Consider the following 23,620-nt stretch of genomic DNA (forward strand, 5'->3'; position numbering starts at 1 on the left):
TCCGACCGGAAAGAAAAGCGTCGGGCCTGAAGGCCCTCCCACAACAGCAGGGCAAGTCCCAGGCTTTTGTGGGAGGGCCTTCAGGCCCGACGCTCTTCGCTCCGATCGCCGGAGCCCCTGCTTTCCGCGGCGCGGTACGATGCCGACACCCCACCGCACCGACCCCGCCATGCGCTCCCTCGCCCTCGCTTCGCTGCTGCCCCTGCTCGCGCCCGCGCTGCACGCCGAACCCGCGCCCAAGCCAGTCGCCTACGGCGCCGAACTGGAAGGCTTCGACTATCCCTACCCGGTGCAACGCTATCGCTTCCAGTCGCAAGGCGAACCGGCGCAGATGGCCTACCTCGACGTGCGCCCCGAGCGCGCCAACGGCCGCACCGTGGTACTGCTGCACGGCAAGAACTTCTGCGCCGCAACCTGGGAATCGACCATCGCTGCGCTGCGCGGCGCCGGCTACCGGGTGATCGCGCCCGACCAGCTCGGCTTCTGCAAATCCAGCAAGCCCGCCCACCACCAATACAGCCTGCACGAACTCGCCGCCAACACCCACGCCCTGCTCGCCTCGCTCGGCATCGAGCGCGCCGACATCGTCGGCCACTCGATGGGCGGCATGCTCGCCGCGCGCTACGCATTGATGTATCCACGGGCCACCGCGCGCCTGGCGATGGTCAATCCGATCGGCCTGGAAGACTGGAAAGCGCTCGGCGTGCCGTGGCGCAGCGTCGACGACAATTACGCGCGCGAACTCAAGACAAGCGCCGCGACCATCCGCAAATACCAGCAGGAGGTCTACTACAGCGGCCAGTGGAAGCCCGAGTACCAACGCTGGGTCGACATGCTCGCCGGCCTCTACGCCGGCCCCGGCCGCGAACGCGTGGCCTGGAACCAGGCGCTGACTTCGGAGATGGTGTTCACCCAACCGGTCGTGCACGAATTCGCGCGCCTGCGCGTGCCGACCGTCTTGTTCATCGGCCAGCGCGACCGCACCGCGATCAACCGCGACCTCGCCGACGACGCGCTTAAGTCCAAGCTCGGCCTGTATCCCGAACTCGGCCGCGCCGCGGCGAAGGCGATCGCCGGGGCGAAGCTGGTGGAGTTCGACGATCTCGGCCATTCGCCGCAAGTGGAAGCGCCGCAGCGGTTCGAAGCGGCCTTGCTGGATGCGCTGCGCGAGTGAGGCGCCGCTATGCGCGCCCGTGGGAGGGCCTTCAGGCCCGACGCTTTCCGATCCGCTCGCCACGCAGCGACCTGAGCCAAAAGCATCGGGCCTGAAGGCCCTCCCACTGCCAAAGAGCGCCTGTTCAACGACCCTGGCCATTCGCCGCAAGTGCAAGCGCCGCAGCGGTTCGAAGCGGCCTTGCCGGATGCGCTGCGCGCGTGAGGCGCCGCTATGCGCGCCCCGTGGGAGGGGCTTCAACTCCAACGACTTCCGTGACGTCGTTTGACTCGAAGTCCGCCTTCACTGTCCATTGGACATCGATCCAAGTCACTGTTTTTCAACATCATCTCGCGCCACGACTCGCTGCGCCGCAGCAATCGGCGCCATTTCCGGCAAACGTTGTCACGAGGTTCTGTGAACCAGCCCGCAAAGACTCGGACGCTTGGTTGACAACGTTGTCACGCGGCGCCAGTTTCCCGATCCGAACGGCGAGTCGACCGGTTCGTCGCCGCGGCAGCAGGGAGGACCACGCGGCAACGCCGCAGTCGCAAGCCAGGGCAATCGATTTCGCGCACGGCCGGCCTATCGCACCGGCCCGGCCGCCTCGGGCGGCGGTGCGCCGCAACACGGCAACGCACACGACGGCGCAACGACGCCGATCGACGAGGAGGCCCGAGCCTCCCATGCAATTGGAAGGTTCGACGACCTTCCTTCGACACGGGCGGGAATCGCCGTCGGCCGCGCGCGGCCGGCGAAGTCATGACTATGCATCGGGAGAGAGGAAGCACCATGAGACACGCACGGTCCGCCAACCTGCTGTTGCTGTCGGGCATGCTCGCCGCGTCGTCGATGTCGACGGCGTGGGCGCAAGCCGCCTGCAACGGCGTTCCTGCCTGGAACGCCTCCACCATCTACGCCGCCGGCGACAAGCTGACGTACCAGAATCGTCTCTACCAGGCCAACGGCCCGATCTGGAACACGCCGCCGACGCATTGTCCGAGCTGCAACTACTACACCGACCTGGGCGTGTGCGGCACCGGCCCGGGCAACCAGCCGCCGACGGTGAGCCTGACCGCGCCGAGCAACGGCGCCACCTACAACGCCGGCGCCAACATCGCCGTCAGCGCCAACGCCGCCGACAGCGACGGCTCCGTCGCCAGCGTCGAATTCTTCCGCGGCACGACCTCGCTCGGCGTCGACACCTCCGCGCCCTACGGCGTGACCTGGAACAACGCCACCGCCGGCAGCCACAGCTTCACCGCCGTGGCCAAGGACAACCAGAACGCGACCACGACCTCGTCCGCGGTCGCCGTGACCGTCAGCGGCGGCTCCAGCGACACCACCCCGCCGAGCGTGCCGGGCGGCCTGGCTTCGTCTTCGCAGACCGCCAACAGCGTGTCGCTGAGCTGGAACGCCTCGACCGACAACAGCGGCGGCAGCGGCGTGGCCGGCTACGACGTGTACCGCAACGGCAGCCTCGCCGGCTCGCCGACCACCACCACCTACACCGTCTCCGGCCTGAGCCCGAGCACCAGCTACAGCTTCACCGTGCGCGCGCGCGACAACGCCGGCAACGCCTCGGCGCAGAGCGGCTCGATCAGCGCCACCACCAAGCCGGGCGGCCCGGGCGGCAGCAAGTACAAGATCGGCTACTTCGCCCAGTGGGGCATCTACGGCCGCAATTACCGGGTCAAGAACATCGACACCTCCGGTTCGGCGGCGAAGATCACCCACATCAACTACGCCTTCGGCAACGTGCGCAACAACCGTTGCGAAGTCGGCGTCACCATCCCGTCGGATCCGAACACCGGCGCCGGCGGCGACGCGTTCGCCGATTACAGCAAGGCGTTCCAGGCCGGCGAGAGCGTCAGCGGCGCGTCCGACACCTGGGATCAGCCGCTGCGCGGCAACTGGAACCAGCTCAAGCAGCTCAAGGCCAAGCATCCGGGTCTGAAGGTGCTGATCTCGCTGGGCGGCTGGACCTGGTCGCGCGGCTTCTCCAGCGCGGCGCGTCCGGAGAACCGCCAGGCCTTCGTCGCCTCGTGCATCGACGCCTACATCAAGGGCAACCTGCCGGTCACCGACGGCGCCGGCGGCCCGGGCGCGGCGGCGGGCGTGTTCGACGGCATCGACATCGACTGGGAATACCCGGTGGCCTGCGGCATCGAGTGCGGCAAGCCGGAAGACAACGCCAACTTCACCGCGCTGATGGCCGAGTTCCGCCGCCAGCTCAACGCGGTGCGTCCGGGCCTGCTGCTCACGGTCGCGGTCGGCGCCGGCGTCGACAAGATCCGCGTGACCGATCCGGGCGCGTACCACCAGTACCTGGACTTCATCAACGTGATGACCTACGACTTCCACGGCGCGTGGGATCCGAAGACCGGCCATCACTCGGCGCTGTACGCCTCGCCGAACGATCCGTCCACCGGCGATCAGAAGCTGTACAACTCCAACGACGCGATCCAGGCCTTCATCACCCGCGGCGTGCCGGCGTCCAAGCTCAACCTGGGCATCGGCTTCTACGGCCGCGGCTGGACCGGCGTGCAGAACGTCGCCAACGGCCTGTACCAGAACGGCACCGCGGCGCCGGGCACGTACGAAGCCGGCATCGAGGACTACAAGGTGCTCAAGAACAAGCCGGGCACGATCTACACCGACGCCACCGCCCGCGCCACCTGGAAGTACGACGGCAGCACCTTCTGGAGCTACGACACGCCGCAGCTGATCAACGAGAAGATGCAGTACGTCAAGGCGCAGAACCTCGGCGGCGCGTTCTTCTGGGAGTTCAGCGGCGACGACGCCACCGGCAGTCTGGCGACCGCGATCGACGACGGGCTGAAGTGAGTCCGGGCTGAGTCGACGCTCAAGCGGCAAGCCCCTCTCCCGCTCGCGGGAGAGGGGTCGGGGCGAGGATCGTCATCGCCTCTCGTATTCGTCTGAAGCGCTTCAGGGGCGTTTCGAAGTCCAAGTTTTGCAAAGCCGCGGCGAGCGATACGTCGTGGCGATCTGCAGCGGAGCGCCGGTCATCCCCCCGATCGGCGCTCCGATTTCGTTTTTTGCGGTTTGGGGATTGCGGTAGCGGTGAAGGTGCGGTCCGGTTGCCAGACATCGAAGCTGGCTGCTCTCCAGCACAAGCGATGCAGGAAGCCGCGTCGCGATCCGGGAAAAGAGCGTCGGGCCTGAAGGCCCTCCCACGACAGCACAGCCTCGCCGGCCGCAGCAGTGGCTGAGGACCTTCAGGCCCGATGCTTTGCTCTTGTGGGAGGGCCTTCAGGCCCGATGCTTTTCGCTCAGTCCGCCGCGCAATACGCCGCGCTCAATGCCCGCGCTTGCGCCCCGCCGCCGGCTTGGTCGCCGCCTTCGCCGCGGCCGGCGCCGTCGCGCCGCGCATCGCCGCCGCGCGCCGCGCCGCGTTGGCGCGGATGTCCATGTAGAACAGCTGGTAGTCGTTGACGTGCTGGTCGCCGCCGAACCACCACTGCCGCCATTCGCCGTCCGGCAACGTGGTCTGCAGCAGGCCGTCGCCGTCGCAGCGCGCGCTCACCCGCCGCGGCTGCGGTTCCGGCAGTGGGCGGTTGCGCTCGGCGTGGATCGCGCCCAGGTGCGCCGATTGCGGACTGGACTCGCCGTCCGCGCGCCAGGTCACCGGGTTCACGCACAGCAGGCGCGGGCGCTCGACGCTGCGAAAACCGCCGGGATACCACGCGCGCACCTGCTCGAAACGCTTGGGCCGCTCGCCCGGCTCGAACGCGTCGGCCTCGATCGCGTTGAAGAACACCGCGCAACCGGTCTGCTCGGGCGTCGCGCACAGCGGCACGCCCGGGATCGTGCGCCGCAGCGCGTCCTCGGGCACCGCCGCGCCGACCAGGTAGGCCGCGACGAGGCGCTTGCGCAGCGCCGGGTCGGCGGACAGGTCGGACATCAGTTCCGACACCAGGCGCAGGCCGTGGCCGCTGCCCTGGCTGTGCGCGGCGATGATGAAGGGGCGCCCGTGCGACCACTGGCTCAGGAACGTGTCGAACGCCGCGCGCACGTCGCGGTAGGCCAGGTCCAGGGCCCGGTCGCGGTCGGCGTCGGAGGCCGAGAGGTAACCGTTGAGGGTCATCTGCCGGTACTGCGGCGCATACACCCGGCCGACCTCGTTGAAGGCGCTGGCCTGCGCGCGCAAGGCGAATTCGGTGCCGCGGTTGGCCTGCTCGTCGTCGAGCGGCTGGTTCCAGCCGGCACGGCTGAAATAGGTGGTGGGATGGATGAAGAATACGTCCACGGGCGCATCCGCCTGGCGGTTGCGCATGCCGATGGGAGTGGCGTCGGCGTCGTCGCGTTTTTCCGGCAGCGCCGCCCAGAAACGGGCGTCGCGGTAGTCCGGCGCGGCCGGTTCGGGGGTGCGGTCGAACTCGCGCTTGGGGTCGAGCACCATCCGCTTTACCGGCGTGACCACCCGCTGCATCGGGGCGCAGCCCGCGCTGCACGCCAACGCGACCGCCACCAGCCAACCCGCGCCGCTCTTCATGCCCACCTGCCCGTAGTCTGGAATGCCGGCGCGGCCGGAACGATTCCGGCGGCGCCGCGCGGCATTCTAGGACGGCCGCGCTGCGCTTGTCGGCCGGTTTGCACGGATTATGTGGTGCCGGCATGTAGCGGCCGCGTCGTAGGCTTTCGCGGTTTGTAACAAAGGGTGACGGTAGACGGCTTCCGCTGCGTGCGCCGCAGCTACGCAGGGCCCCGATGCGCGCGGCAACACCGCCGCCGCGGCGGCGTTCAGCCTGCCAATCGCAGCACGTCGTCGAGCAGGCCCGCGGCGGTGACCTCGGCGCCGGCGCCGGGGCCCTGGATCGCCAGCGGCTGGGCGCGGTAGCGGTCCGACCAGATTGCGACCTTGTTGTCGGTGCCGGCGCCGCCGGCGAGCGGATGGTCGCCGGGCAAGGACTGCAGGCCGACCTCGGCGACAACGCGGCCGTCCGCAGCGCGCTCCAGGCGGGCGATGAAGCGCAAGCGCTCGCCGTTCTTGTAGGCCTGCGCATAGCGCTCGCGCAGCGGCGCGTCGAGCGCGGGCAGCGCGGCGTCGACGCCTTCGCGGCTGAGGATCGCCAGTTCCGGCGGCACCAAGGAGGCGACTTCGACCTCGCCCGCCTCCAGCGCCACGCCGGCCGCGCGCGCCAGGATCAGCAGCTTGCGCCGCACGTCCTCGCCGGACAGGTCGTCGCGCGGGTCCGGCTCGGTGTAGCCGGCGTCGCGCGCCTGCCGCACCAGCGCCGAGAACGGACGCATGCCGTCGTAGTGGTTGAACAGCCACGCCAGCGAACCCGACAACACCCCGGCGACGGCGTGGATGCGGTCGCCGCCGGCCTGCAGTTCGCGCAACGAGCGCAGCAGCGGCAGGCCCGCGCCGACCGTGGCGCTGTCGCCGTAGCCGGCGCCGCCGGACGCGCAGGCCTCGCGGATCGCGCGCCAGCGCGCCAGCGTGGTGCCCTGGCCGATCTTGCACGCGGTGACCACGTGGATGCCCTGCGCCAGCCACTGCGCGTGGCGCTCGGCCACCGCCTCGCTGGCGGTGGCGTCGATCACCACCCGCGCGCCGGAACCGCCGACCAGCGCATCGGCCACGTCGTCGAGCGAGCTGCGCTGGTCGGCCGCGGCCAGGGCGCTGGCGGCGTGCTCGGGCACGATGCCGTCGGCATCGGCGGCGGCGCGGCGCGAATTGGCCACGTGCACCAGGCGCAGGCGCCCGTCCAGCGGGCCGCCGCGCCAACCGCCGAGCCGCGCCAGCACCGCGCCGCCGACCGTGCCGGTGCCGAGCAAAGCCACCCGCGCAGGCGCCGCGCCGACCGTTGGGAAGGGACGCAGCGCCGGCGCCTGCGCGAGGGCTTCGGCTCCGTGCAGGGCGCTGGCGGCGACGGCGCTCATCGTTTCGCGCGCGCCGCCGTGGCCACCGCCGCGCTGGCGCGGTCGAGCGCGGCCTGCAGGTCGGCGATGAGGTCGTCGACATGCTCGATGCCCACCGACAGGCGCAGCAGGCCGTCGCCGATGCCGGCGGCGGCGCGCGCTTCCGGCGACATCGCCGCGTGGGTCATGGTCGCCGGATGCGCGACCAGGCTCTCCACGCCGCCGAGCGATTCGGCCAGGGTGAAGCAGCTCAGCCCGTCGACGAACGCGCGCACCGCGTCCACGCCGCCGTCGATCTCGACGCTGAGCATCGCGCCGAAGCCCTTCTGCTGGCGCGCGGCCAGGGCGTGGCCCGGGTGCGAGGCCAGGCCCGGGTAATGGACCACGCGCACCGCCGGATGGGCGTCGAGCAGTTCGGCGATGGCCTGGGTGTTTTCCTGATGCACGCGCAGGCGCGCGTCGAGCGTGCGCAGCCCGCGCAGGATCAGGAAGGCGTCGAACGGCGAGCCGGTCAGGCCCAGCGCGTTGGCCCACCAGATCAGCTTCTGGTGGTGTTCCTCGCTCTTGGCGACGACCGCGCCGCCGACCACGTCGCTGTGGCCGTTGATGTACTTGGTGGTCGAATGCACGACCAGATCGGCGCCGAACGCGATCGGGCGCTGCAACGCCGGCGACAGGAAGGTGTTGTCGACCACGGTCAGCGCGCCCTTGGCCTGCGCGGCCTCGATCACGAAGCGCAGGTCGGTGATGCGCAGCAGCGGGTTGGACGGGGTTTCGATCCAGACCACGGCCGGGTTGGTCGCCAGCGCCTCGGTCAGCGAACGCGGGTCGGTCAGGTCGGCGGTGATCAGCTCGAACGCGCCCTTGGCCGCGAGCGCGTTGAACAGGCGCCAGCTGCCGCCGTAGCCGTCGTGCGGCACCACGATGCGGTCGCCGGGCTTGAGGAAGGCGTGCAGCACCAGGGTGATCGCGGACATGCCGGTGGAGGTGATCACGCCGCCGGCGCCGCCCTCGAGTTCGGCCAGCGCTTCGCCGAGCAGGTCGCGGGTCGGGTTGCCGCTGCGGGTGTAGTCGTACTGGCGCTTGTCGTTGAAGCCGGCGAAGCTGAAGTTCGACGACAGCACGATCGGCGGGGTCACCGCGCCGTAGGCGGCGTCGCGGTCGATGCCGGCGCGCACGGCGGCGGTACAGGCGTTGCGGGTCGGGGTCTGGATGGTGTCGTTGCTCACGTCGGCCGTTCCTTTAGGGTTGAATGCTCAGGCGGCCGCCGACGTACAGTCGGCCAACGCTTCGCGAAGAATGGTGTCGATCTGGGACTGTTCTTTCAGGCAGGCGTCGTGGCCGTAGATCGAGCGCAGCACGCGCAGGCGGGTTTCGCCGCGCAGGCGCTCGACCAGCTCGTAGTTGTCGCCCAGCGGGATCAGCCGGTCTTCGCCGACCGCGACCACGGTGACCGGGATGCGGATCGACGCCGGATCGACCTGCTGCAGGTCGATGGATTCCGACAGGCGCAGGAACGCGGTCGGCGAGGTGCGGGCGACGTACTTGTTGCCGCAATGGTCGAGATAGTCCTCGGCGTCGACGCGCACGCGGCCGTCGACCACTTGCGCAGCGCCGAAACGCTCGGCGAATTCTTCCGGGGTGCGGTAGCTCAGCACCGCCAGTTCGCGCGCCAGCGCCAGGCCCTGGGCCTCGTCGCACTGCAGCGCGCCGAGCGCGACCGCGCGGCGCTGCAGCGCGCGCCAAGCGGCGGCGTAGGGATGGGCGCGATGGGTGCCGCTGATCGAGACCAGCGACTCGATCCGCTGCGGATGGCGCGCGGCGAACTGCAGGCCGACCATCGCGCCGTAGGAATAGCCGACGAAGGCCTGCAGGCGGGCGATCTTCAGCGCGTCGAGCAAGGCGGCGACGGCGTCGGCCTGGTCGGCCGGATCGATCGCGACGTCGAGCGCGCCGTCGGCGCCGACCCAGTCGAACGAGACCAGGCAGTGCTGCGCCGGATCCAGCGAACGGCCCGCGCCGACCTGGCTTTCCCACCAGCCGGCCTCGGCGAATTCGCGGCTCGGCGCGAGGTGGCGGTGGGCGGAGATGCCGCCGGCGACGAACACCGCCGGCAACGCGCGGTCGCCCTGGATTTCATAACGCAGGCGCAGCGCGCGGCGGCCGGCGTGGCGCAGTTCGAGTTCGACCGCGATCTCGCCGCGAACGGCGCGCGGCGTCGGCGCGCGCTCGAAGGCGGCGGCCGAAGCGGCATAGGAAGCGTAGGAATCGCTGCGTTCGACGCTGGCGGCGCTGCGGCTGTCGATGCTGGGGGCGAAGCTCATGGCGGGCATCCGGAAGTGAACGGACCACCGAGCTTGCAAGTCGCGCACGCGCTGCGGGGCGCGTGTTCGCAACCATCTTCCGACCGACGCCTCTACGTCTCGATGACGGGGCGGGCCGCAGGAATTGGCACCTTCACGCAGCTTGCGCTGCGTTGGGTTGCCCCGGCTTCTAAGGGCCTGTCCCTCAGCCGGTCTCGATGGATGGGCACAGTCTGCCGAGCGTATGGAGGCGTGTCAATCGCTTCATCCGCATATAGCGATTTATTATTTAGCCGACCGGCCCGCGGCCCGCGCGACCGCCCGGATCGCGCCCGCGCGGGCCGCGTCGACACCCGCTCGCCATCGCCGCCGCATACACTTGCGCCGATGAACAGCCGCCTCGTCGCCGTCCTGCTCGCCACCGCCCTGCTGTCCGCCTGTGCCTCGGCCCCGCCGCGGCCGGCCGAACCGCGCCGCAACGCCGAGCCGCCGCCGGGCACGCGCAGCCTGCCCGAGCGCTTCGTCTCCACGCCGCAGGCGCGCGACGAACTGGACTCGCTGGCGACCTGGCCCGCCGCCGACGGCTCGACCTGGCTGATCGCCACCGCCAAATCGACCCACCGCCTGGCCGTGTACGACGCCGACAGCGGCCAGCGCCTGCGCGAATTCGGCGAGAAAGGCGAGGCGCTGGGCCAGTTCAAGCGCCCCAACGGCGTGGCCGTGTTCGGCGACTATCTGTTCGTGGCCGAGCGCGACAACCACCGCGTGCAGGTGCTGCGCCTGCCCGAGTTCGCGCCGCTGGCCAGCTTCGGCGAGGCCCAGCTGCGCAGCCCGTACGGCTTGTGGCTCAACGAGACCGCGCCGGACGAGCTGGAGGTCTACGTCACCGACAACTTCATGTACGGCGCCAAGTTCGACCAGGTGCCGCCGCTGAACGAGCTCGACCAGCGCGTGCGCCGCTACCGCCTGCGCTTCGACGCCGACGGCCGGGTCGGCAGCGAATATCTCGGCGCGTTCGGCGACACCAGCGAACCGGCCGCGCTGCGCATCGTCGAATCCATCGCCGGCGACGCCGCCGGCGACCGCCTGCTGATCGCCGACGAAGACCTCGGCCACGGCTCGACCCTGCGCGAATACAGCCTGGCCGGCCGCGCCACCGGCCGCGCCCTGCCCGCCGGCAGCTTCGCCGCCCAGGCCGAGGGCGTGGCGCTGTGGGACTGCGCGCGCGGCGGCGGCTACTGGATCGCGGTCGACCAGCTCGATCCGCAGACCGTGTTCCACGTCTTCGAGCGCGACAGCCTGCGCCCGGTCGGCAGCTTCCGCGGCGAGCGCACCGCGCACACCGACGGCATCGCCGTGCACGCGGCCGCCACCCGCGCGTTCCCGTACGGCGCGCTGTACGCGGTCGACGACGACCGCTCGGTCGCCGCCTTCGACCTCGGCGAGGTCGCCCGCGCGCTGCAACTGCAATCGGATTGCCTCGACTAAGCCCGCCTCCCCGCCAGCCCCGACGGGCCTTGCCGCCGCCGAACCATGCCGCGTCCGACTTCCCTCATCGTCCCCAGCCTGATCCTGGCCGCCACGCTCGCTGCGCCGGCGGCGCAGGCCGGCAAGCTGTATCGCTGGACCGACCGCAACGGCGTCACCCACTACGGCGACCGCGCGCCCAGCGACGCGGCCGCCGCCGCGATCGGCGCGGCCGAGGTCAAGGTGATCCCGTACCGCTCCGAGCCCGGATCGATCGCGCGCCTGCGCGTGCAACAGGACGGCGACCGCTACCTGGCCTGGGCCGACAACAGCCTGGCCGGGCCGATCGAGGTGCGGCTGGACTTCAACCACAGCAACAACATCATCGGCAGCCCGCTGCTGCCGGCCAGCGCCACCCTCGACCCGCGCGCCAGCGCGGTGGTCAGCGTGCTCAGCGCGCAGGACCCCAGCCGCGGCGGCGATTTCGAACTGAGCATGCGCTCGGTGCCGGGCGACCCGCGCGCGCGGCCGCAGAACGCCGACTACCTGCTGCCGCTGCGCCAGCAGCAGTTCCGCATCGACCAGGGCTACGGCGGCCACTTCAGCCACAGCGAACCCGAGCACCGCTACGCGGTCGACTTCGCCGCCGACATCGGCACCCCAGTGCTGGCCGCGCGCGACGGCACGGTGATGCAGGTCGAGTCCGACTTCGACAAGGCCGGGCTGAACCTGGAGAAGTTCGGCGACCGCGCCAACTTCGTGCGCATCCTGCACGACGACGGCACCATGGCCCTGTACGCCCACCTCAAGGCCGACGACGGGGTGATGGTCCGGGTCGGCCAGCGCGTGCGCGCCGGCCAGCAGATCGGCCTGTCCGGCAACACCGGCTTCAGCACCGGGCCGCACCTGCACTTCGCGGTGCAGGTCAACCGCGGCATGCGCCTGGAATCGATCCCGTTCCGCATGACCGGCCCGCAGGGGCCGCTGCGGCTGGGCGGCAGCGTCCGCTAAGCCGCCCGAGGCCGCTGTAGGAGCGACGCGAGTCGCGACCGCGGGGCTCCAAGCTCGCGCCGGCCGCCGGAGGTCGCGGTCGCGACTCGCGTCGCTCCTACAGGAAGCAACCGGAGCGCCCGGAGCGCCGGCCCGGCCGGCAGGTATAATCTCTGCCCTCTCCTGCCTACCCGACGCGCCCCGGGCGCGCCGTTCCCATGTCCGAAGTCACCCAGCAAGCCCTGCGCCGCCGCACCTTCGCGATCGTCTCGCACCCCGACGCCGGCAAGACCACCCTGACCGAAAAGCTGTTGCTGTTCGGCGGCGCGATCCAGATGGCCGGCTCGGTCAAGGGCCGCAAGGCCGCGCGCCACGCGACCTCCGACTGGATGGCGCTGGAAAAGGAGCGCGGCATCTCGGTGACGTCCTCGGTGATGCAGTTCCCCTACGAGGGCCGCATCGTCAACCTGCTCGACACCCCCGGCCACGCCGACTTCGGCGAGGACACCTACCGCGTGCTGACCGCGGTGGACTCGGCGCTGATGGTGATCGACGTGGCCAAGGGCGTGGAGGAGCGCACGATCAAGCTGATGGAGGTGTGCCGCCTGCGCGACACCCCGATCATGACCTTCATCAACAAGCTCGACCGCGAAGGCAAGAACCCGATCGACCTGCTCGACGAAGTCGAGAGCGTGCTCGGCATCCAGTGCGCGCCGATCACCTGGCCGATCGGCATGGGCCAGCGCCTCAAGGGCGTGGTCCACCTGCTCACCGGCGAGGTGCACCTCTACGAGCAGGGCCGCAACTTCACCCGCCAGGACTCGACCATCTTCGCCTCGATCGACGACCCGGCCCTGGCCGCGCGCATCGGCGACAACATGCTGGCCGAGCTGCGCGAGGAACTCGAACTGGTCGAGGGCGCCTCGCACCCGTTCGACAAGGCCAAATACCTGGCCGGCGAACAGACCCCGGTGTTCTTCGGCTCGGCGGTCAACAACTTCGGCGTGCAGCTGCTGCTGGACTTCTTCGTCGAGCACGCGCCCGCGCCGAAGCCGCGCGAGACCACCCGCCGCGAGGTGCAGCCGGCCGAGGACAAGCTGACCGGCTTCGTCTTCAAGATCCAGGCCAACATGGACCCGCAGCACCGCGACCGGGTCGCGTTCATGCGCATCTGCTCGGGCAAGTTCAGCGCCGGCATGAAGGCCTTCCACGCGCGCAGCGGCAAGGAGGTCAAGCTCGCCAACGCGCTGACCTTCATGGCCTCCGACCGCGAGATCGCCGAAACCGCGTTTCCGGGCGACGTCATCGGCATCCACAACCACGGCACGATCTCCATCGGCGACAGCTTCAGCGAAGGCGAGAACCTGTCGTTCACCGGCATCCCCAACTTCGCCCCGGAGCTGTTCCGCCGCGCGCGCCTGCGCGATCCGCTCAAGCTCAAGCAGTTGCAGAAGGGCCTGGCCCAGCTGTCGGAGGAAGGCGCGACCCAGTTCTTCCGCCCGCTGATGAGCAACGACCTGATCCTCGGCGCGGTCGGCGTGTTGCAGTTCGACGTGGTCGCCTACCGGCTGAAGGACGAGTACGGCGTCGACGCCAGCTTCGAACAGGTCAGCGTGGCGACCGCGCGCTGGATCCGTTGCGGCGACGCCAAGAAGCTCGAGGAATTCCGCGAAAAGAACGCGATGAACCTCGCCATCGACGCGGCCGGCGAACTGGTCTACCTCGCCCCGACCCGGGTCAACCTGCAGTTGGCGCAGGAACGCGCGCCGGGCGTGCAGTTCCTGGCCACGCGCGAACACGCCCACGCGATCGCGGTCGACTGAACCGTGTCGCGCCTGCGCCAATGGTGGTTGTACTTGTTGAGCAAGCGCAGCGAAGTCGCCGCGCTCGACTACAAGGACGCCTACATGGGCAAGGTGATCATGGACATCCACCGCCTGCGCAGCGACAAGGCGCAGGCGCTGGTGCCGCTGCGCGCGCTGCAGCCGATCCACCGCATCGACCGCGAATCGGCGCTGCAGGCCACCCGCGCCCGCGCCGAGGCGCTGGCCGCGCGGCGCGAGGAACTGCTCGCGCGCGGCCGGCTCGACTTGGCCGCGCTCAGCGAAATCATCCCGTCCGTCTCGCAGATCAAGGTGGTCGCCGACGGCGCGCGCTGGCTCGCCTTCGAAGGCAACGGCCGCCTCTACGCGATGCGCGAGGCCTTCGGCGAAGACTGCGAACTGCTGGTGGAAGTCGAGGAATACCGCTTCCCCAAGCCGCACAAGATCCAGCGCCGGCTGCGGCGCATCCGCAAGCTCAACGCGTTGGAGTGAGCGCGCGGCGCCCCGCCCGCCGCCACGCAATCCCCTTGTAGGAGCGGCGCAAGCCGCGACCGCGCCAACAAAACCACGACGCTGCCCCATCCGAAACCGCAGCCCCACGGTCGCGACCCGCGCCGCTGCCGCCGCCCACGTCGCCATCGCCCCGGCCTCGCCGGCTTGACGCCGGCGCGTCGCGCCCCGCGTCTGGCTAACATGCCCGATCCGGCGCCCAGCCGGCCTCGCGGAGAACAATCATGAGAGAGCACGCATGAGAGAGCCGGCATGAGAAACCCGACATGAGCACGGCGCTGACGATCCTCGGCTGCGCGATCGGCCTTGTCGGCGCGCTGTGGCTGCTGGCGCTGGCCTTCCAGGAACACCTGGGATGGGGCCTCGGCTCGCTGCTGTTCGCACCGGTGCTGGCGCTGTTCGCGTTCATGCACTGGGATCGCGCGCGAACGCCGGCGCTGCTCAACCTGGCCGGGCTCGCGCTGGCGGTGATCGGCGTGTTCATGGGCGCGGCACCGACGCGCGAGGCGGGATGAATCCGGATGCCGGCCTCGCCGCAGCGCACGGCCGAACCGAGCCGCAGCGCCGATTCGCGACGCCGCGCACTTAACCCCAACGGTCGGTTCGCCCCCGGCGTTAGCATTTGCCGCGGACCGCGCTAGGATGCGGGGACCATGCCCGCCGCCCACGCCCCCGCACACGGCGACCACTCGATCCGCGAGGAGTTCGCCAACGCCCTCACCCACGGTCTCGGCGCCACCGCCGCGCTGGCCGGCGGGGCGGTGATGATCACCCTGGCCGCGCTTTACGGCGACGGCTGGCAACTGGGCAGCGCGATCGTGTTCGGCATCAGCCTGTTGCTGCTGTACATCGCCTCGACCCTCTACCACGCGATCCAGCACCCGGTGGCCAAGGGCCGGCTCAAGGTCTTCGACCACTGCGCGATCTATTTGCTGATCGCCGGCACCTACACCCCGTTCACCCTGATCGGCCTGCGCGGACCGTGGGGCTGGGGCCTGTTCGCGGCGATCTGGGGCCTGGCCGCGGCCGGGATCGTGTTCAAGCTGTACTACACCGGCCGCTTCAAGCTGTTGTCCACGGCGATCTACATCGCCATGGGCTGGCTGGTGCTGGTGGCGATCAAGCCGCTGCTCGACGCGCTCGACGCCTGGGCCCTGGGCTGGCTGCTCGCCGGCGGCCTGTGCTACACGCTGGGCACGGTGTTCTACCATCGCCCGTCGCTGAAGTACTCGCACGCGATCTGGCACCTGTTCGTGGTCGCCGGCAGCGTCTGCCATTACATCGCGGTGCTGTCGCAGGTCGTGCCGTCGCCGCAAGCGTTGACGGCCTGAACGCCACACGCCGCGTCCACCGCGCATTCACCTTCGCTTTACCGGCCCGTGGCGATGGTGGGGCCAACGTAGCGAACAGGCCCCGACGCATGGGCCGGCTCCCGGACTGACGAGACCCGGCCGACACCGGCCGCGGCGCCAGTTCCGACCTGCATCGCCGCCGGCTCGCGCCTTCCCGCGATGAACTCCCCCGACCTCCGACCGCCCGAATCCACCGCTGCAGCCGACGCCGGCACGCCCCATTCCGGCACGCCCGCGCCGGCGCGCGCCTGGCCCCGCCGCCATCCCTGGCTCAGCGCGCTCGGCCTGCTGGCCGCGGCCGTCGCGATCCTGATCGCGCTGTGGGACTGGAACTGGTTCAAGGGCCCGATCGAACGCCAGGTCGAGGCGCGCACCGGGCGCAAGCTGCAGATCGGCGGCAATCTCGACGTCGACCTGGGCCGGGTGCCGGTGATCCGCGCCGACGCGCTGAGCTTCGCCAACGCGCCGTGGGGTAAAGCGCCGAGCATGGCCAGCGCCCAGCGGCTGGAACTGGCGATCGAGTTCTGGCCGCTGCTCAAGGGCGAGATCCGCATCCCCGACATCCGCCTGAGCCAGCCGCGCGTGTACCTGCAGAGCGACCGCGAGCACGGCGGCAACTGGGTATTCGGCAGCGGCGGCGGCGAGCTGCCGAAGTTCCGCCGCATCTGGATCGACGACGGCCGCCTGGAGTTCATCGATCCCGCCGGCAAGACCGACATCCGCCTGGACATCGCCAGCCGCGAACCCAAGCGCGAAGACGCCGCGCCGCCGGTGGACGTCGCCGGCAAGGGCCGCTGGAAGGGCAATCCCTTCACCCTGCAAGGCCGCGCCGAATCGCCGCTGGAACTGCGCGACACGGTCAATCCCTACCGCATTGACCTGCGCGCCGCCGCCGGCGCCACCCGCGCCCACGCCCGCGGCGAACTGGTCGATCCCTTCCACCTGCGCGACTTCGACCTGCAGTTCGCGCTCAGCGGCAAGAACCTCGCCGACCTGTATCCGCTGATCGGCGTGGCGATCCCGCCGACCCCGCCGTACGCGCTCGACGGCCGCCTGCGCCGCGCCGGCGCGCTGTGGCGCTACGACGGCTTCACCGGCAAGGTCGGCGACAGCGACCTCGCCGGCAACGCCAGCGTCGACACCGCCGGCCAACGCCCCTATCTGCGCGCCGACCTCGTGTCCAAGCGCCTGGACTTCGACGACCTCGCCGGCTTCGTCGGCGCCGCGCCCGAGCAGGGCCGCGGCGAAAGCACCAACCCCGAACTGGTAGCGCAGCACGCGCGCCAGGACGCCAGCGCGCGGCTGCTGCCCGATACGCCCTACCACCTGGAAAAGCTGCGTTCGATGGACGCCGACGTGAAGCTCAAGGCCGCGCGCATCGAAGCGCCGGGCTGGCCGCTCGACGACATGCAGGCGCACCTGCTGCTGGAAAACGGCGTGCTCAAGCTCGATCCGCTGAACTTCGGCGTCGCCGGCGGCGACATCCGCTCCACCATCACCATGGACGCGCGCGCGGCCACCTTGCGCACCCGCGGCGACATCCAGGCCCGCCGCCTCGACTTGGCCAAGCTGATGCCGGGGGTCAAGCTGGGCCAGGACGCGATCGGCAAGGTCGGCGGCCGCATCGCCCTGGCCGGCAGCGGCAACTCGATCGCCAAGATGCTCGGCGGCAGCGACGGCAGTGTCGCCGTCGGCATGGGCCAGGGCCAGATCAGCAACCTGCTGATGGAGTTCACCGGCATCGACGTGGCCGAGATCCTCAAGTTCAAGCTCACCGGCGACCACAAGATCCCGATCCGCTGCGGCTTCGGCGACTTCGCGGTCAAGGACGGGGTGATGACGGCCAAGTCGCTGGCCTTCGACACCAGCGACACCGTGCTGGTCGGCAGCGGCACCATCGACCTGAACCAGGAAAAGCTCGACCTGACGATCCGCCCGCGCCCCAAGGACCGCAGCCTGCTGGCGCTGCGCACGCCGCTGCTGGTGACCGGCTCGTTCAAGAATCCCAATGCGCGGCCCGACTACAAGCGCCTGGGCCTGCGCGGCGCGGCCGCGCTGGCGCTCGGCGCGATCGCGCCGCCGGCGGCGCTGCTGGCGACGCTGGAACTGGGCCCGGGCAAGGACACCGGCTGCGCCGGGCACGTGGTGAATTGAGCGCAGGGCGCGAAACCCGACGCGCGGGCGCGGCCGCGAACCGCGCCCTGATCGATGCGACAGGCCGGACGCGACCGAGCGCTCCGCGAGCGCGCGCGCAACGGCCGCTGTTCGCTCAGTGCGCGGCGGGGCGGCCGTAATCCTTGCCGTCGTAGCGCAGATAGATCGAACTGGGATCGCCGTCGGCGTCGATCTCTTCCAGGTCGTACTCGAAACCGCCGTCGGCCAAGCGCCGCTGCGCGACCACGCGCAGCCGGCGCAAGCAGGATTCGAGGTCCTGGCTGGAGGTCATCGACATCGAACTCAGATCGAATTCCAGGTGCCGCAGCTTCACCTCGCGGCCGTCGCGGCAACGCCCGCCGTCGCGCTTGGGGTCGCTCGCCGCCTCGGCGCGCACCAACACCTGGTAGACGTCGTCGCGCTTGCCCTGTGCGAGGATCGCGACGCTGTCGAACCGGTCCGCGCGCTGGTTGAAGAATTTGGCTGCGGTCTCCTCGAGGCTGCGCTCGGGAACGCCGACCGAGAGCGTGCGGCCGTCGGCCGAAATCGTGGCCGTGGCCGGACCCTGGGTCAGGTCCGGTGGGACGGCCGGCGCGGCGGCGACGGGCGCTGTTTCCTCGGGCGGCGCGGCGCGGTCGCAGGCGGCCAGCAAAAGCGTCAACGCCAGCGCGCCTGCAACCACGGCGCCATGCGGACGGAGCGAACGGAATCCATTCATCGAGCTGCGTATCCCTACGAAAGAGGCCCGACGATAACAGCCGTGCGGCCGGCACGGGAAATTCGGTGCGCCCAGCCCGAACGACGGCCCAGCGCGCCGGCTTCATCGGCGCGTGCGATGCCGAACCTGCGATGTCGAATCGTCCAATGCGCCAGACGCGACACCGACGCCCGCGGCATCGACGCGCACGCCACGCGAACCGCCATCAACTCGCCCGGCCGCGCGCGATTCCGCGCCTGGCGCCGCGCGGCATTGCCGGCAACGCCGATCAGCTGGCGATATAGCGCTGCAACTGATCCAGCTCGACCCGCTGGTCCTCGATCACCGCCTTGACCAGATCGCCGATCGACACCACGCCGACCACCTGACCGTCTTCCAGCACCGGCAGGTGGCGGATGCGCTTGTCGGTGACCAACTGCATGCAGCGCTCGGCGGTATCGCCGAGCCCGACGCTGATGACCTGCGCGGTCATGATGTCGCGCACCGGCGTGTCCGCCGACGAGCGTCCCTGCAGCACGATCTTGCGCGCGTAATCGCGCTCGGACAGGATCCCGGCCAGCCGCGCGCCGTCCATCACCAGCACCGCGCCGATGCGTTTTTCCGCCATCAGCCGGATCGCGTCGATCACCGGCGCGTCCGGGCCGATCGCGATGACCTCAGGGGCTTTCGTCTCCAACAGCTGCCTTACTGTGCGCACGGCCGTCTCCTTGCGCGAGCGTGGGGAACGTAGAGAGCGGGGTCTGGCCCGAGGATACTCCCGCAGCCGGCCGGAAAGTGTCGACAAGATATAAAGGCCGCTGCTTGGATTCCTCGTACAGCCGCCCCAGGTATTCGCCGATCAGCCCCAGCGCGATCAGCTGCACCCCGCCCAGGAACAGGATCACCGCCATCATCGTCGGCCAGCCCTGCACCGGATCGCCGAACAACAGCGCCTTGAGCACCACCTTGAGCGCGAAGGCGAACGCCAGTGCCGCCGTGGCCAGGCCCAGGTAGGTCGCCAGCCGCAACGGCGCGGTGGAAAAGCTGGTGATGCCCTCCAGGGCCAGGTTCCACAACCGCCAGAAATTGAACTTGCTGCGCCCGGCCGCGCGCGCGCCGCGGTGATACGGCAAGCCGATCCGGTTGTAGCCGACCCAGCCGAACAGGCCCTTCATGAACCGATGGCGCTCGCGCAACTGCCGCAGCGCCGCCAGCGCGCGCGGCGAGAGCAAGCGGAAGTCGCCGGTGTCGGCCGGGATCGGGGTGCGCGAGAGCCGCCCGATCACCCGGTAGAAAGCGTGCGCGCTGGAGCGCTTGAACCAGCCCTCGCCTTCGCGCTCCAGGCGGGTGCCGTAGACGTCGTCGTAGCCTTCGCGCCACTTGGCCACGAACTGCGGGATCAACTCCGGCGGGTCCTGGCCGTCGGCGTCCAGGATCAGCGCCGCGCCGGTCTCGACCAGGTCCAGCCCGGCGGTCAGCGCCGCTTCCTTGCCGAAGTTGCGCGACAGCCGCAGCAGGCCCACGCGCGGATCGGCGGCGGCGAAGCCCTGCAGGATCGCCCAGGTGGCATCGCGGCTGCCGTCGTCGACGTACAGCACCTGGCCGTCGACGCCGTCGGCGGCCAGCGCGTCGAGCGCGGCGGCGATGCGCGGCTGCAGCAGGGGCAGGCTCTGCGCTTCGTCGAAGGCGGCCAGGACGACGGTGACGCGTTCGCGGTTCATGCCGCGCATAGTAACGACGGCGGCCGGCGCGGGCACGGGCGCCGGCGTGTGTCGTCTGGTGTCGGCTCGCCTCGGCCCGCGTCGTCGGTCCGTGTCGGCCGCGGGATTCCGCACTCGCCCAAGGCGGCGGCAGACGGGGCCGGTGGCGGCGGAACCCGGCGGTTTCCCGTCCGGTCGATTCGCCGGCGCGGCACTCGCGCCGCCGCGCTCACTCGATCTGCTTGAGGTAGCCGCTGCCGCCGATGTTGCGCATCTGCCGCTGGATCGCATTGGTGCGCCGCTGCACGTAGGGCCCCGGCTTGACGACGCTGTAGCGCTTGGGATTGGGCAGCACCGCGACCATGCGCGCGGCCTCGGCCGGCGCGAGCCGGGCGGCGTCCTTGCGGTAGTAGGTGCGCGCCGCGGCCTGCGCGCCGTACACGCCGTCGCCGAATTCGGCGACGTTGACGTAGACCTCGATGATCCGGCGCTTCGACCACATCGTCTCGATCAGCAGCGTGTACCAGGCCTCCAGGCCCTTGCGCACCCAGCTGCGTCCGGCCCACAGGAACAGGTTCTTGGCGGTCTGCTGGCTGACCGTGCTGCCGCCGCGGACCCGGCGCCCGCGCTCGTTGTTCTTGCGCGCCTTCTCGATCGCGCGCAGGTCGAAGCCGAAGTGCTCGGCGAAGCGCTGGTCCTCCGAGGCCACCACCGCCACCGGCAGGTTCGGCGAGATCTCGTCCAGGTCGCGCCAGTCGTAGGCCAGACGGAAACCGAAATCGCCGCCGCCCCAGGCCTGGCCCTGGCGGATCAGCATGAACGCCGAGAACGGCGGATCGACGAAGCGCAGCACCGCCACCTGCAGCGCCGAGGCCAGCACGAACAGGAACGGCAGCGCGATCAGCCAGCGCAGCCAGCGCCGCGCGCGCCGGGGCGGCGGCGCGGCCGCGGACGTCGGCGCGGCGGCGGCCGGGCCGGCGGCCTTCATGTTCAAACCTTGCACCGGCGCATCCGCGTCCCCACTCTTGGCGCAGGACGGTCTGCCCGTGTCGGCCTCGCTCGCACCGGTCGCAACCGCATTGCCTTGCATCCCCCCGTTCACAGGAACGTGCGCATTATCCGCCAAGCCGCGCCCGGCGCATCCCCGGCGCGGCGCTCGCGGCGTGCGCCGCATGCCTTTCACAGAGTACGACGACGATGACCGACTCCGCCTCCACCGCCCGGCCCGACGGCCACGACCGCCTTACCCGCTTCCTGATCGAGGACGCCGGCGTGCGCGGCGTGCACGTGCGCCTGGACCAGGCCTGGCAGCAGATCCGCGAACGCGCGCAGTACCCGCAGGCCGCCGCCGAACTGCTCGGCGAAGCCGCCGCGGCGGCGGCCTTGTTCACCGGCCACGCCAAGGTCGACGGCCGGCTGTCGGTCCAGCTGCGCGGCGAAGGCGCGCTGCGCACCCTGTTCGCCGAATGCACCGCCGCCGGCACCCTGCGCGGCATCGTCCAACTGGCCGAGGAAGGCGGCGAAGTCTCGCGCGACCTGCGCCAGCTCGGCGCCAACGCGGTGCTGGCGATCACCATCGAGAACCCCAGCGCCGGCGGCCGCGACCCGATCCGCTACCAGGGCTTGGTGGCGCTGGAATCCGACTCCCTGGCCGGCGCCTTCGAAGGCTATTTCCGCCAGTCCGAACAGCTGCCCACGCGGCTGCTGCTGGCCGCCGACGGCGACCGCGCCGCCGGGCTGATGCTGCAGAAGCTGCCCGGCGACGGCGGCGACGAGGACGGCTGGACCCGGGTCGGCGCCCTGTTCGACACCCTGGGCCAGGCCGAACTGCTGGAACTGCCCGCCGACGCGCTGCTGCACCGGCTGTTCCACGAAGACGGCGTGCAGTCGCTCGGCGGCAAGTCGCTGTCGTTCGCCTGCTCGTGCTCGCGCGAGCGGGTCGAGGCGATGCTGGTCTCGCTGGGCCGCGAGGAAGCCGAGGCCGCGGTCGAGGCGGCCGGCGGCGAAGCGCAGATCCGCTGCGAGTTCTGCGGCCAGAGCTACCGTTTCGACCCCGACCAGGTGGCCGGCCTGTTCGCCGCCGCCGCGGCCGAACTGGAGGCGCCGCAGCGGGTCCAATGACCCGCCCGGCCAGCCGACCGGCGGTCGCCTGAACGGTCCCGGCCGCACCGATCTGGGACCGTTTTCTGATTGTTAAATAAACATAAACCCTCTATAGTCGATTCGTAATTCCGGGGAACTCGACCGGCTTCATTCGGTCTTAACGACGGTCAACGACGGTCCGCGCCGCACACTTCTCAGCGATGTCCAAGCTCCTGCGCCATTTGCCGCTTGCCCTGATCCTCGCCCTAGGCGTGGCGGCGGGCGCGCATGCGCAGGCCAAGCGCGACACCACTTACCTGCCGGTGTGGAACCAGAACAACGGCAAGCTGGAGTACCTGCTGCAGCTCGAGCCGGCCGATCGCGCCGGCGCGCGCTGGAAGAGCGGCGCCAACACCTTCGACGCCACCGTCGGCCTCGACGCCAACGACGGCCTGGGCCTGGTCTGCGACCGCAAATCCGGCCTGGCCGGGGCGATCGGCAACCTCGCCAACCACTGCCTGCTGGCCGCGCTCGACGACGACGACCACAGCAACAACCGCCAGTTCTCGGCCGGGGCCAGCCTCAGCCGTCCGGGCGGGCGGGTCGGCGTCGCCCTCGGCAACGGCCGCGAGACCCTGCCGGCCTGGATGAGCCCGAACAACCGGCCCAGCCGGGTCGACCAGAACACCCTTACCGTCTACGGCCAGAAGAACATCGGCCGCGAGGCAATGGTCTCCATCGGCGGCACCTGGGCCCGCGCCAAGCTGATTCCAGCCGGCGAGATGCCCAACCTGGCCGACCACTGGAACAGCAAGAGCATCACCGTCGGCGCCGCCTACGGCAATTTCGGCGCCAACATCATCGGCCGCGTGGTCGACACGCCCGGCCAGCCGGGCCAGTGGGAAGGCCTGGGCGTCGGCCTGACCTGGCGCACCCCGTGGAGCGGCCAGCTCACCGTCGGCGCCGAGAACGTGGTCACCCGCGGCAAGAACCCGTTCGCGCCGGGCAACGGCGACAAGGACGAAGGCACCGTGCCTTACGTCCGCTACGAACAAGACCTCTGACCGTCGCGCGCGGCCGCGCGCGTGTCGCATCCCCGCCGCATTCCCTCCCGCCCCGACGCTTGCCGCCGTCTCCGGCGCATGGCCGCGCGCGCTTCCCGGGCCTGACTACCAAATTTTTGTGACAAAAATCGCATTTCTACAATGAAGTGCGTTTGGCCTTCGCGCGGCATTCCATCGCACTCGGCGCCGTCTGGCGCACATGGTTACGCCCGTAACTGCAAGCTGCGGTTGGATTTCTGCCTCTCGAACATACGCCCGGGAACGGATTGGTCGGGAGATCGCCGCCCCCCGGATCTGTCACAAATGAACGCGCGGGGGCAATTAACAACACTTTAATTTTCTCCAGTGTGCGGGTACGATCCGGACAACTTGCTGGATTTGGCGTCTTTTTTGACATCACCGGCGAGGCCCCTGGGTACATCAGACAAGACTCGGA

Annotated in this window: 19 protein-coding genes, 2 pseudogenes and 1 riboswitch; of the genes and pseudogenes, 11 read left to right on the forward strand and 10 right to left on the reverse strand. The window is 70.4% G+C overall.

The features are described from left to right. Positions 1–169 precede the first annotated feature (169 nt). Entirely contained in the window at positions 170–1,174 is a 1,005-nt protein-coding gene (locus tag RDV84_RS01060) for an alpha/beta fold hydrolase (RefSeq protein WP_309152194.1), read from the forward strand. 50 nt (positions 1,175–1,224) lie between these two features. Here the strand turns inward: RDV84_RS01060 and RDV84_RS25580 are convergent. Further along, positions 1,225–1,281, reverse strand: a pseudogene (locus RDV84_RS25580) (DUF6053 domain-containing protein); the annotation flags it as partial. Positions 1,282–1,987: 706 nt separating this feature from the next. On the opposite strand from RDV84_RS25580, the gene RDV84_RS01065 reads away from it, so the two are divergent. Then, positions 1,988–4,000: a glycosyl hydrolase family 18 protein gene (locus tag RDV84_RS01065; RefSeq protein ID WP_309153660.1), complete on the forward strand. Its 2,013-nt coding sequence runs from the start codon at positions 1,988–1,990 to the stop codon at positions 3,998–4,000. A 392-nt stretch (positions 4,001–4,392) separates the two neighbouring features. Here RDV84_RS01065 and RDV84_RS25590 read toward each other — a convergent pair. The 5 genes and pseudogenes from RDV84_RS25590 to metX all read right to left on the reverse strand — a co-directional run. Beyond that, positions 4,393–4,446: pseudogene (locus RDV84_RS25590) on the reverse strand (DUF6053 domain-containing protein); the annotation flags it as partial. A gap of 26 nt (positions 4,447–4,472) precedes the next feature. Then, the gene (locus RDV84_RS01070) at positions 4,473–5,669 is read right to left on the reverse strand and encodes a DUF3089 domain-containing protein (protein WP_309152195.1); all 1,197 of its coding nucleotides are present in this window, start codon (positions 5,667–5,669) and stop codon (positions 4,473–4,475) included. A 248-nt stretch (positions 5,670–5,917) separates the two neighbouring features. After that, on the reverse strand, positions 5,918–7,063 hold the full coding sequence (locus RDV84_RS01075; RefSeq protein ID WP_309152196.1) for a homoserine dehydrogenase family protein: 1,146 nt from the start codon (positions 7,061–7,063) through the stop codon (positions 5,918–5,920). Beyond that, complete coding sequence (locus RDV84_RS01080; protein WP_309152197.1) at positions 7,060–8,271, reverse strand: O-succinylhomoserine (thiol)-lyase; 1,212 nt, start codon at positions 8,269–8,271, stop codon at positions 7,060–7,062. Before RDV84_RS01080 ends, RDV84_RS01075 begins: the two co-directional genes overlap by 4 nt. A gap of 27 nt (positions 8,272–8,298) precedes the next feature. Beyond that, positions 8,299–9,366, reverse strand: a complete 1,068-nt coding sequence (gene metX / locus RDV84_RS01085; protein ID WP_309152198.1) for a homoserine O-succinyltransferase MetX — start codon at positions 9,364–9,366, stop codon at positions 8,299–8,301. 69 nt (positions 9,367–9,435) lie between these two features. After that, positions 9,436–9,570: riboswitch (SAM riboswitch) on the reverse strand. Positions 9,571–9,732: 162 nt separating this feature from the next. Here metX and RDV84_RS01090 point away from each other — a divergent pair. The 7 genes from RDV84_RS01090 (at position 9,733) to RDV84_RS01120 (ending at position 17,641) form a co-directional block, all read left to right on the forward strand. Next, positions 9,733–10,833, forward strand: coding sequence for a phytase (locus RDV84_RS01090; protein ID WP_309152199.1), 1,101 nt, complete (start codon positions 9,733–9,735; stop codon positions 10,831–10,833). 45 nt (positions 10,834–10,878) lie between these two features. Next, positions 10,879–11,823 (forward strand): peptidoglycan DD-metalloendopeptidase family protein, encoded by a 945-nt coding sequence (locus RDV84_RS01095; protein WP_078995993.1) that lies wholly within the window; start codon positions 10,879–10,881, stop codon positions 11,821–11,823. Positions 11,824–12,020: 197 nt separating this feature from the next. Beyond that, positions 12,021–13,625: a peptide chain release factor 3 gene (locus RDV84_RS01100; RefSeq protein ID WP_309152200.1), complete on the forward strand. Its 1,605-nt coding sequence runs from the start codon at positions 12,021–12,023 to the stop codon at positions 13,623–13,625. A 3-nt stretch (positions 13,626–13,628) separates the two neighbouring features. Continuing rightward, entirely contained in the window at positions 13,629–14,117 is a 489-nt protein-coding gene (locus tag RDV84_RS01105; RefSeq protein WP_057946536.1) for a hypothetical protein, read from the forward strand. Between the two features lie 284 nt (positions 14,118–14,401). Next, on the forward strand, positions 14,402–14,650 hold the full coding sequence (locus tag RDV84_RS01110) for a hypothetical protein (protein WP_309152201.1): 249 nt from the start codon (positions 14,402–14,404) through the stop codon (positions 14,648–14,650). Positions 14,651–14,788: 138 nt separating this feature from the next. Continuing rightward, positions 14,789–15,466, forward strand: a complete 678-nt coding sequence (gene trhA / locus RDV84_RS01115) for a PAQR family membrane homeostasis protein TrhA (protein ID WP_057946534.1) — start codon at positions 14,789–14,791, stop codon at positions 15,464–15,466. A 180-nt stretch (positions 15,467–15,646) separates the two neighbouring features. Beyond that, entirely contained in the window at positions 15,647–17,641 is a 1,995-nt protein-coding gene (locus RDV84_RS01120) for an AsmA family protein (protein WP_309152202.1), read from the forward strand. Between the two features lie 115 nt (positions 17,642–17,756). Here RDV84_RS01120 and RDV84_RS01125 read toward each other — a convergent pair whose 3' ends face one another. The 4 genes from RDV84_RS01125 to mtgA all read right to left on the reverse strand — a co-directional run bounded on the left by RDV84_RS01125 (position 17,757) and on the right by mtgA (position 21,026). Next, positions 17,757–18,302: a hypothetical protein gene (locus tag RDV84_RS01125; protein ID WP_309152203.1), complete on the reverse strand. Its 546-nt coding sequence runs from the start codon at positions 18,300–18,302 to the stop codon at positions 17,757–17,759. Between the two features lie 325 nt (positions 18,303–18,627). Continuing rightward, the gene (locus RDV84_RS01130) at positions 18,628–19,056 is read right to left on the reverse strand and encodes a CBS domain-containing protein (RefSeq protein WP_057949983.1); all 429 of its coding nucleotides are present in this window, start codon (positions 19,054–19,056) and stop codon (positions 18,628–18,630) included. Beyond that, entirely contained in the window at positions 19,016–20,059 is a 1,044-nt protein-coding gene (locus RDV84_RS01135) for a glycosyltransferase family 2 protein (protein ID WP_078995988.1), read from the reverse strand. The genes RDV84_RS01130 and RDV84_RS01135 overlap by 41 nt, the downstream gene beginning before the upstream one ends. A 208-nt stretch (positions 20,060–20,267) precedes the next feature. Next, a complete protein-coding gene (gene mtgA, locus RDV84_RS01140) occupies positions 20,268–21,026 on the reverse strand; it encodes a monofunctional biosynthetic peptidoglycan transglycosylase (protein WP_309152204.1) in 759 nt (252 codons plus the stop codon). 209 nt (positions 21,027–21,235) lie between these two features. Here mtgA and hslO point away from each other — a divergent pair, with 209 nt between their 5' ends. Together hslO and RDV84_RS01150 are read left to right on the forward strand one after the other, a co-directional pair. Next, complete coding sequence (gene hslO, locus RDV84_RS01145) at positions 21,236–22,159, forward strand: Hsp33 family molecular chaperone HslO (RefSeq protein ID WP_309152205.1); 924 nt, start codon at positions 21,236–21,238, stop codon at positions 22,157–22,159. Between the two features lie 218 nt (positions 22,160–22,377). Further along, a complete protein-coding gene (locus RDV84_RS01150) occupies positions 22,378–23,184 on the forward strand; it encodes an XOO1806 family protein (protein ID WP_425606465.1) in 807 nt (268 codons plus the stop codon). Positions 23,185–23,620: the final 436 nt, after the last annotated feature.

The organism is Lysobacter yananisis (genome assembly GCF_031199375.1).
GTDB lineage: Bacteria > Pseudomonadota > Gammaproteobacteria > Xanthomonadales > Xanthomonadaceae > Lysobacter > Lysobacter yananisis.

Bases quoted from the DNA above. Each gene is read 5' to 3' on its own strand.
- RDV84_RS01090 (WP_309152199.1), top strand. From the start codon at position 9,733: ATGAACAGCCGCCTCGTCGCCGTCCTGCTCGCCACCGCCCTGCTGTCC.
- RDV84_RS01060 (WP_309152194.1), top strand. From the start codon at position 170: ATGCGCTCCCTCGCCCTCGCTTCGCTGCTGCCCCTGCTCGCGCCCGCG.
- RDV84_RS01075 (WP_309152196.1), bottom strand. From the start codon at position 7,063: ATGAGCGCCGTCGCCGCCAGCGCCCTGCACGGAGCCGAAGCCCTCGCG.
- mtgA (WP_309152204.1), bottom strand. From the start codon at position 21,026: ATGAAGGCCGCCGGCCCGGCCGCCGCCGCGCCGACGTCCGCGGCCGCG.
- RDV84_RS01065 (WP_309153660.1), top strand. From the start codon at position 1,988: ATGCTCGCCGCGTCGTCGATGTCGACGGCGTGGGCGCAAGCCGCCTGC.
- hslO (WP_309152205.1), top strand. From the start codon at position 21,236: ATGACCGACTCCGCCTCCACCGCCCGGCCCGACGGCCACGACCGCCTT.
- RDV84_RS01070 (WP_309152195.1), bottom strand. From the start codon at position 5,669: ATGAAGAGCGGCGCGGGTTGGCTGGTGGCGGTCGCGTTGGCGTGCAGC.
- RDV84_RS01095 (WP_078995993.1), top strand. From the start codon at position 10,879: ATGCCGCGTCCGACTTCCCTCATCGTCCCCAGCCTGATCCTGGCCGCC.
- RDV84_RS01135 (WP_078995988.1), bottom strand. From the start codon at position 20,059: ATGAACCGCGAACGCGTCACCGTCGTCCTGGCCGCCTTCGACGAAGCG.
- RDV84_RS01120 (WP_309152202.1), top strand. From the start codon at position 15,647: ATGAACTCCCCCGACCTCCGACCGCCCGAATCCACCGCTGCAGCCGAC.
- trhA (WP_057946534.1), top strand. From the start codon at position 14,789: ATGCCCGCCGCCCACGCCCCCGCACACGGCGACCACTCGATCCGCGAG.
- RDV84_RS01100 (WP_309152200.1), top strand. From the start codon at position 12,021: ATGTCCGAAGTCACCCAGCAAGCCCTGCGCCGCCGCACCTTCGCGATC.
- RDV84_RS01110 (WP_309152201.1), top strand. From the start codon at position 14,402: ATGAGCACGGCGCTGACGATCCTCGGCTGCGCGATCGGCCTTGTCGGC.
- metX (WP_309152198.1), bottom strand. From the start codon at position 9,366: ATGAGCTTCGCCCCCAGCATCGACAGCCGCAGCGCCGCCAGCGTCGAA.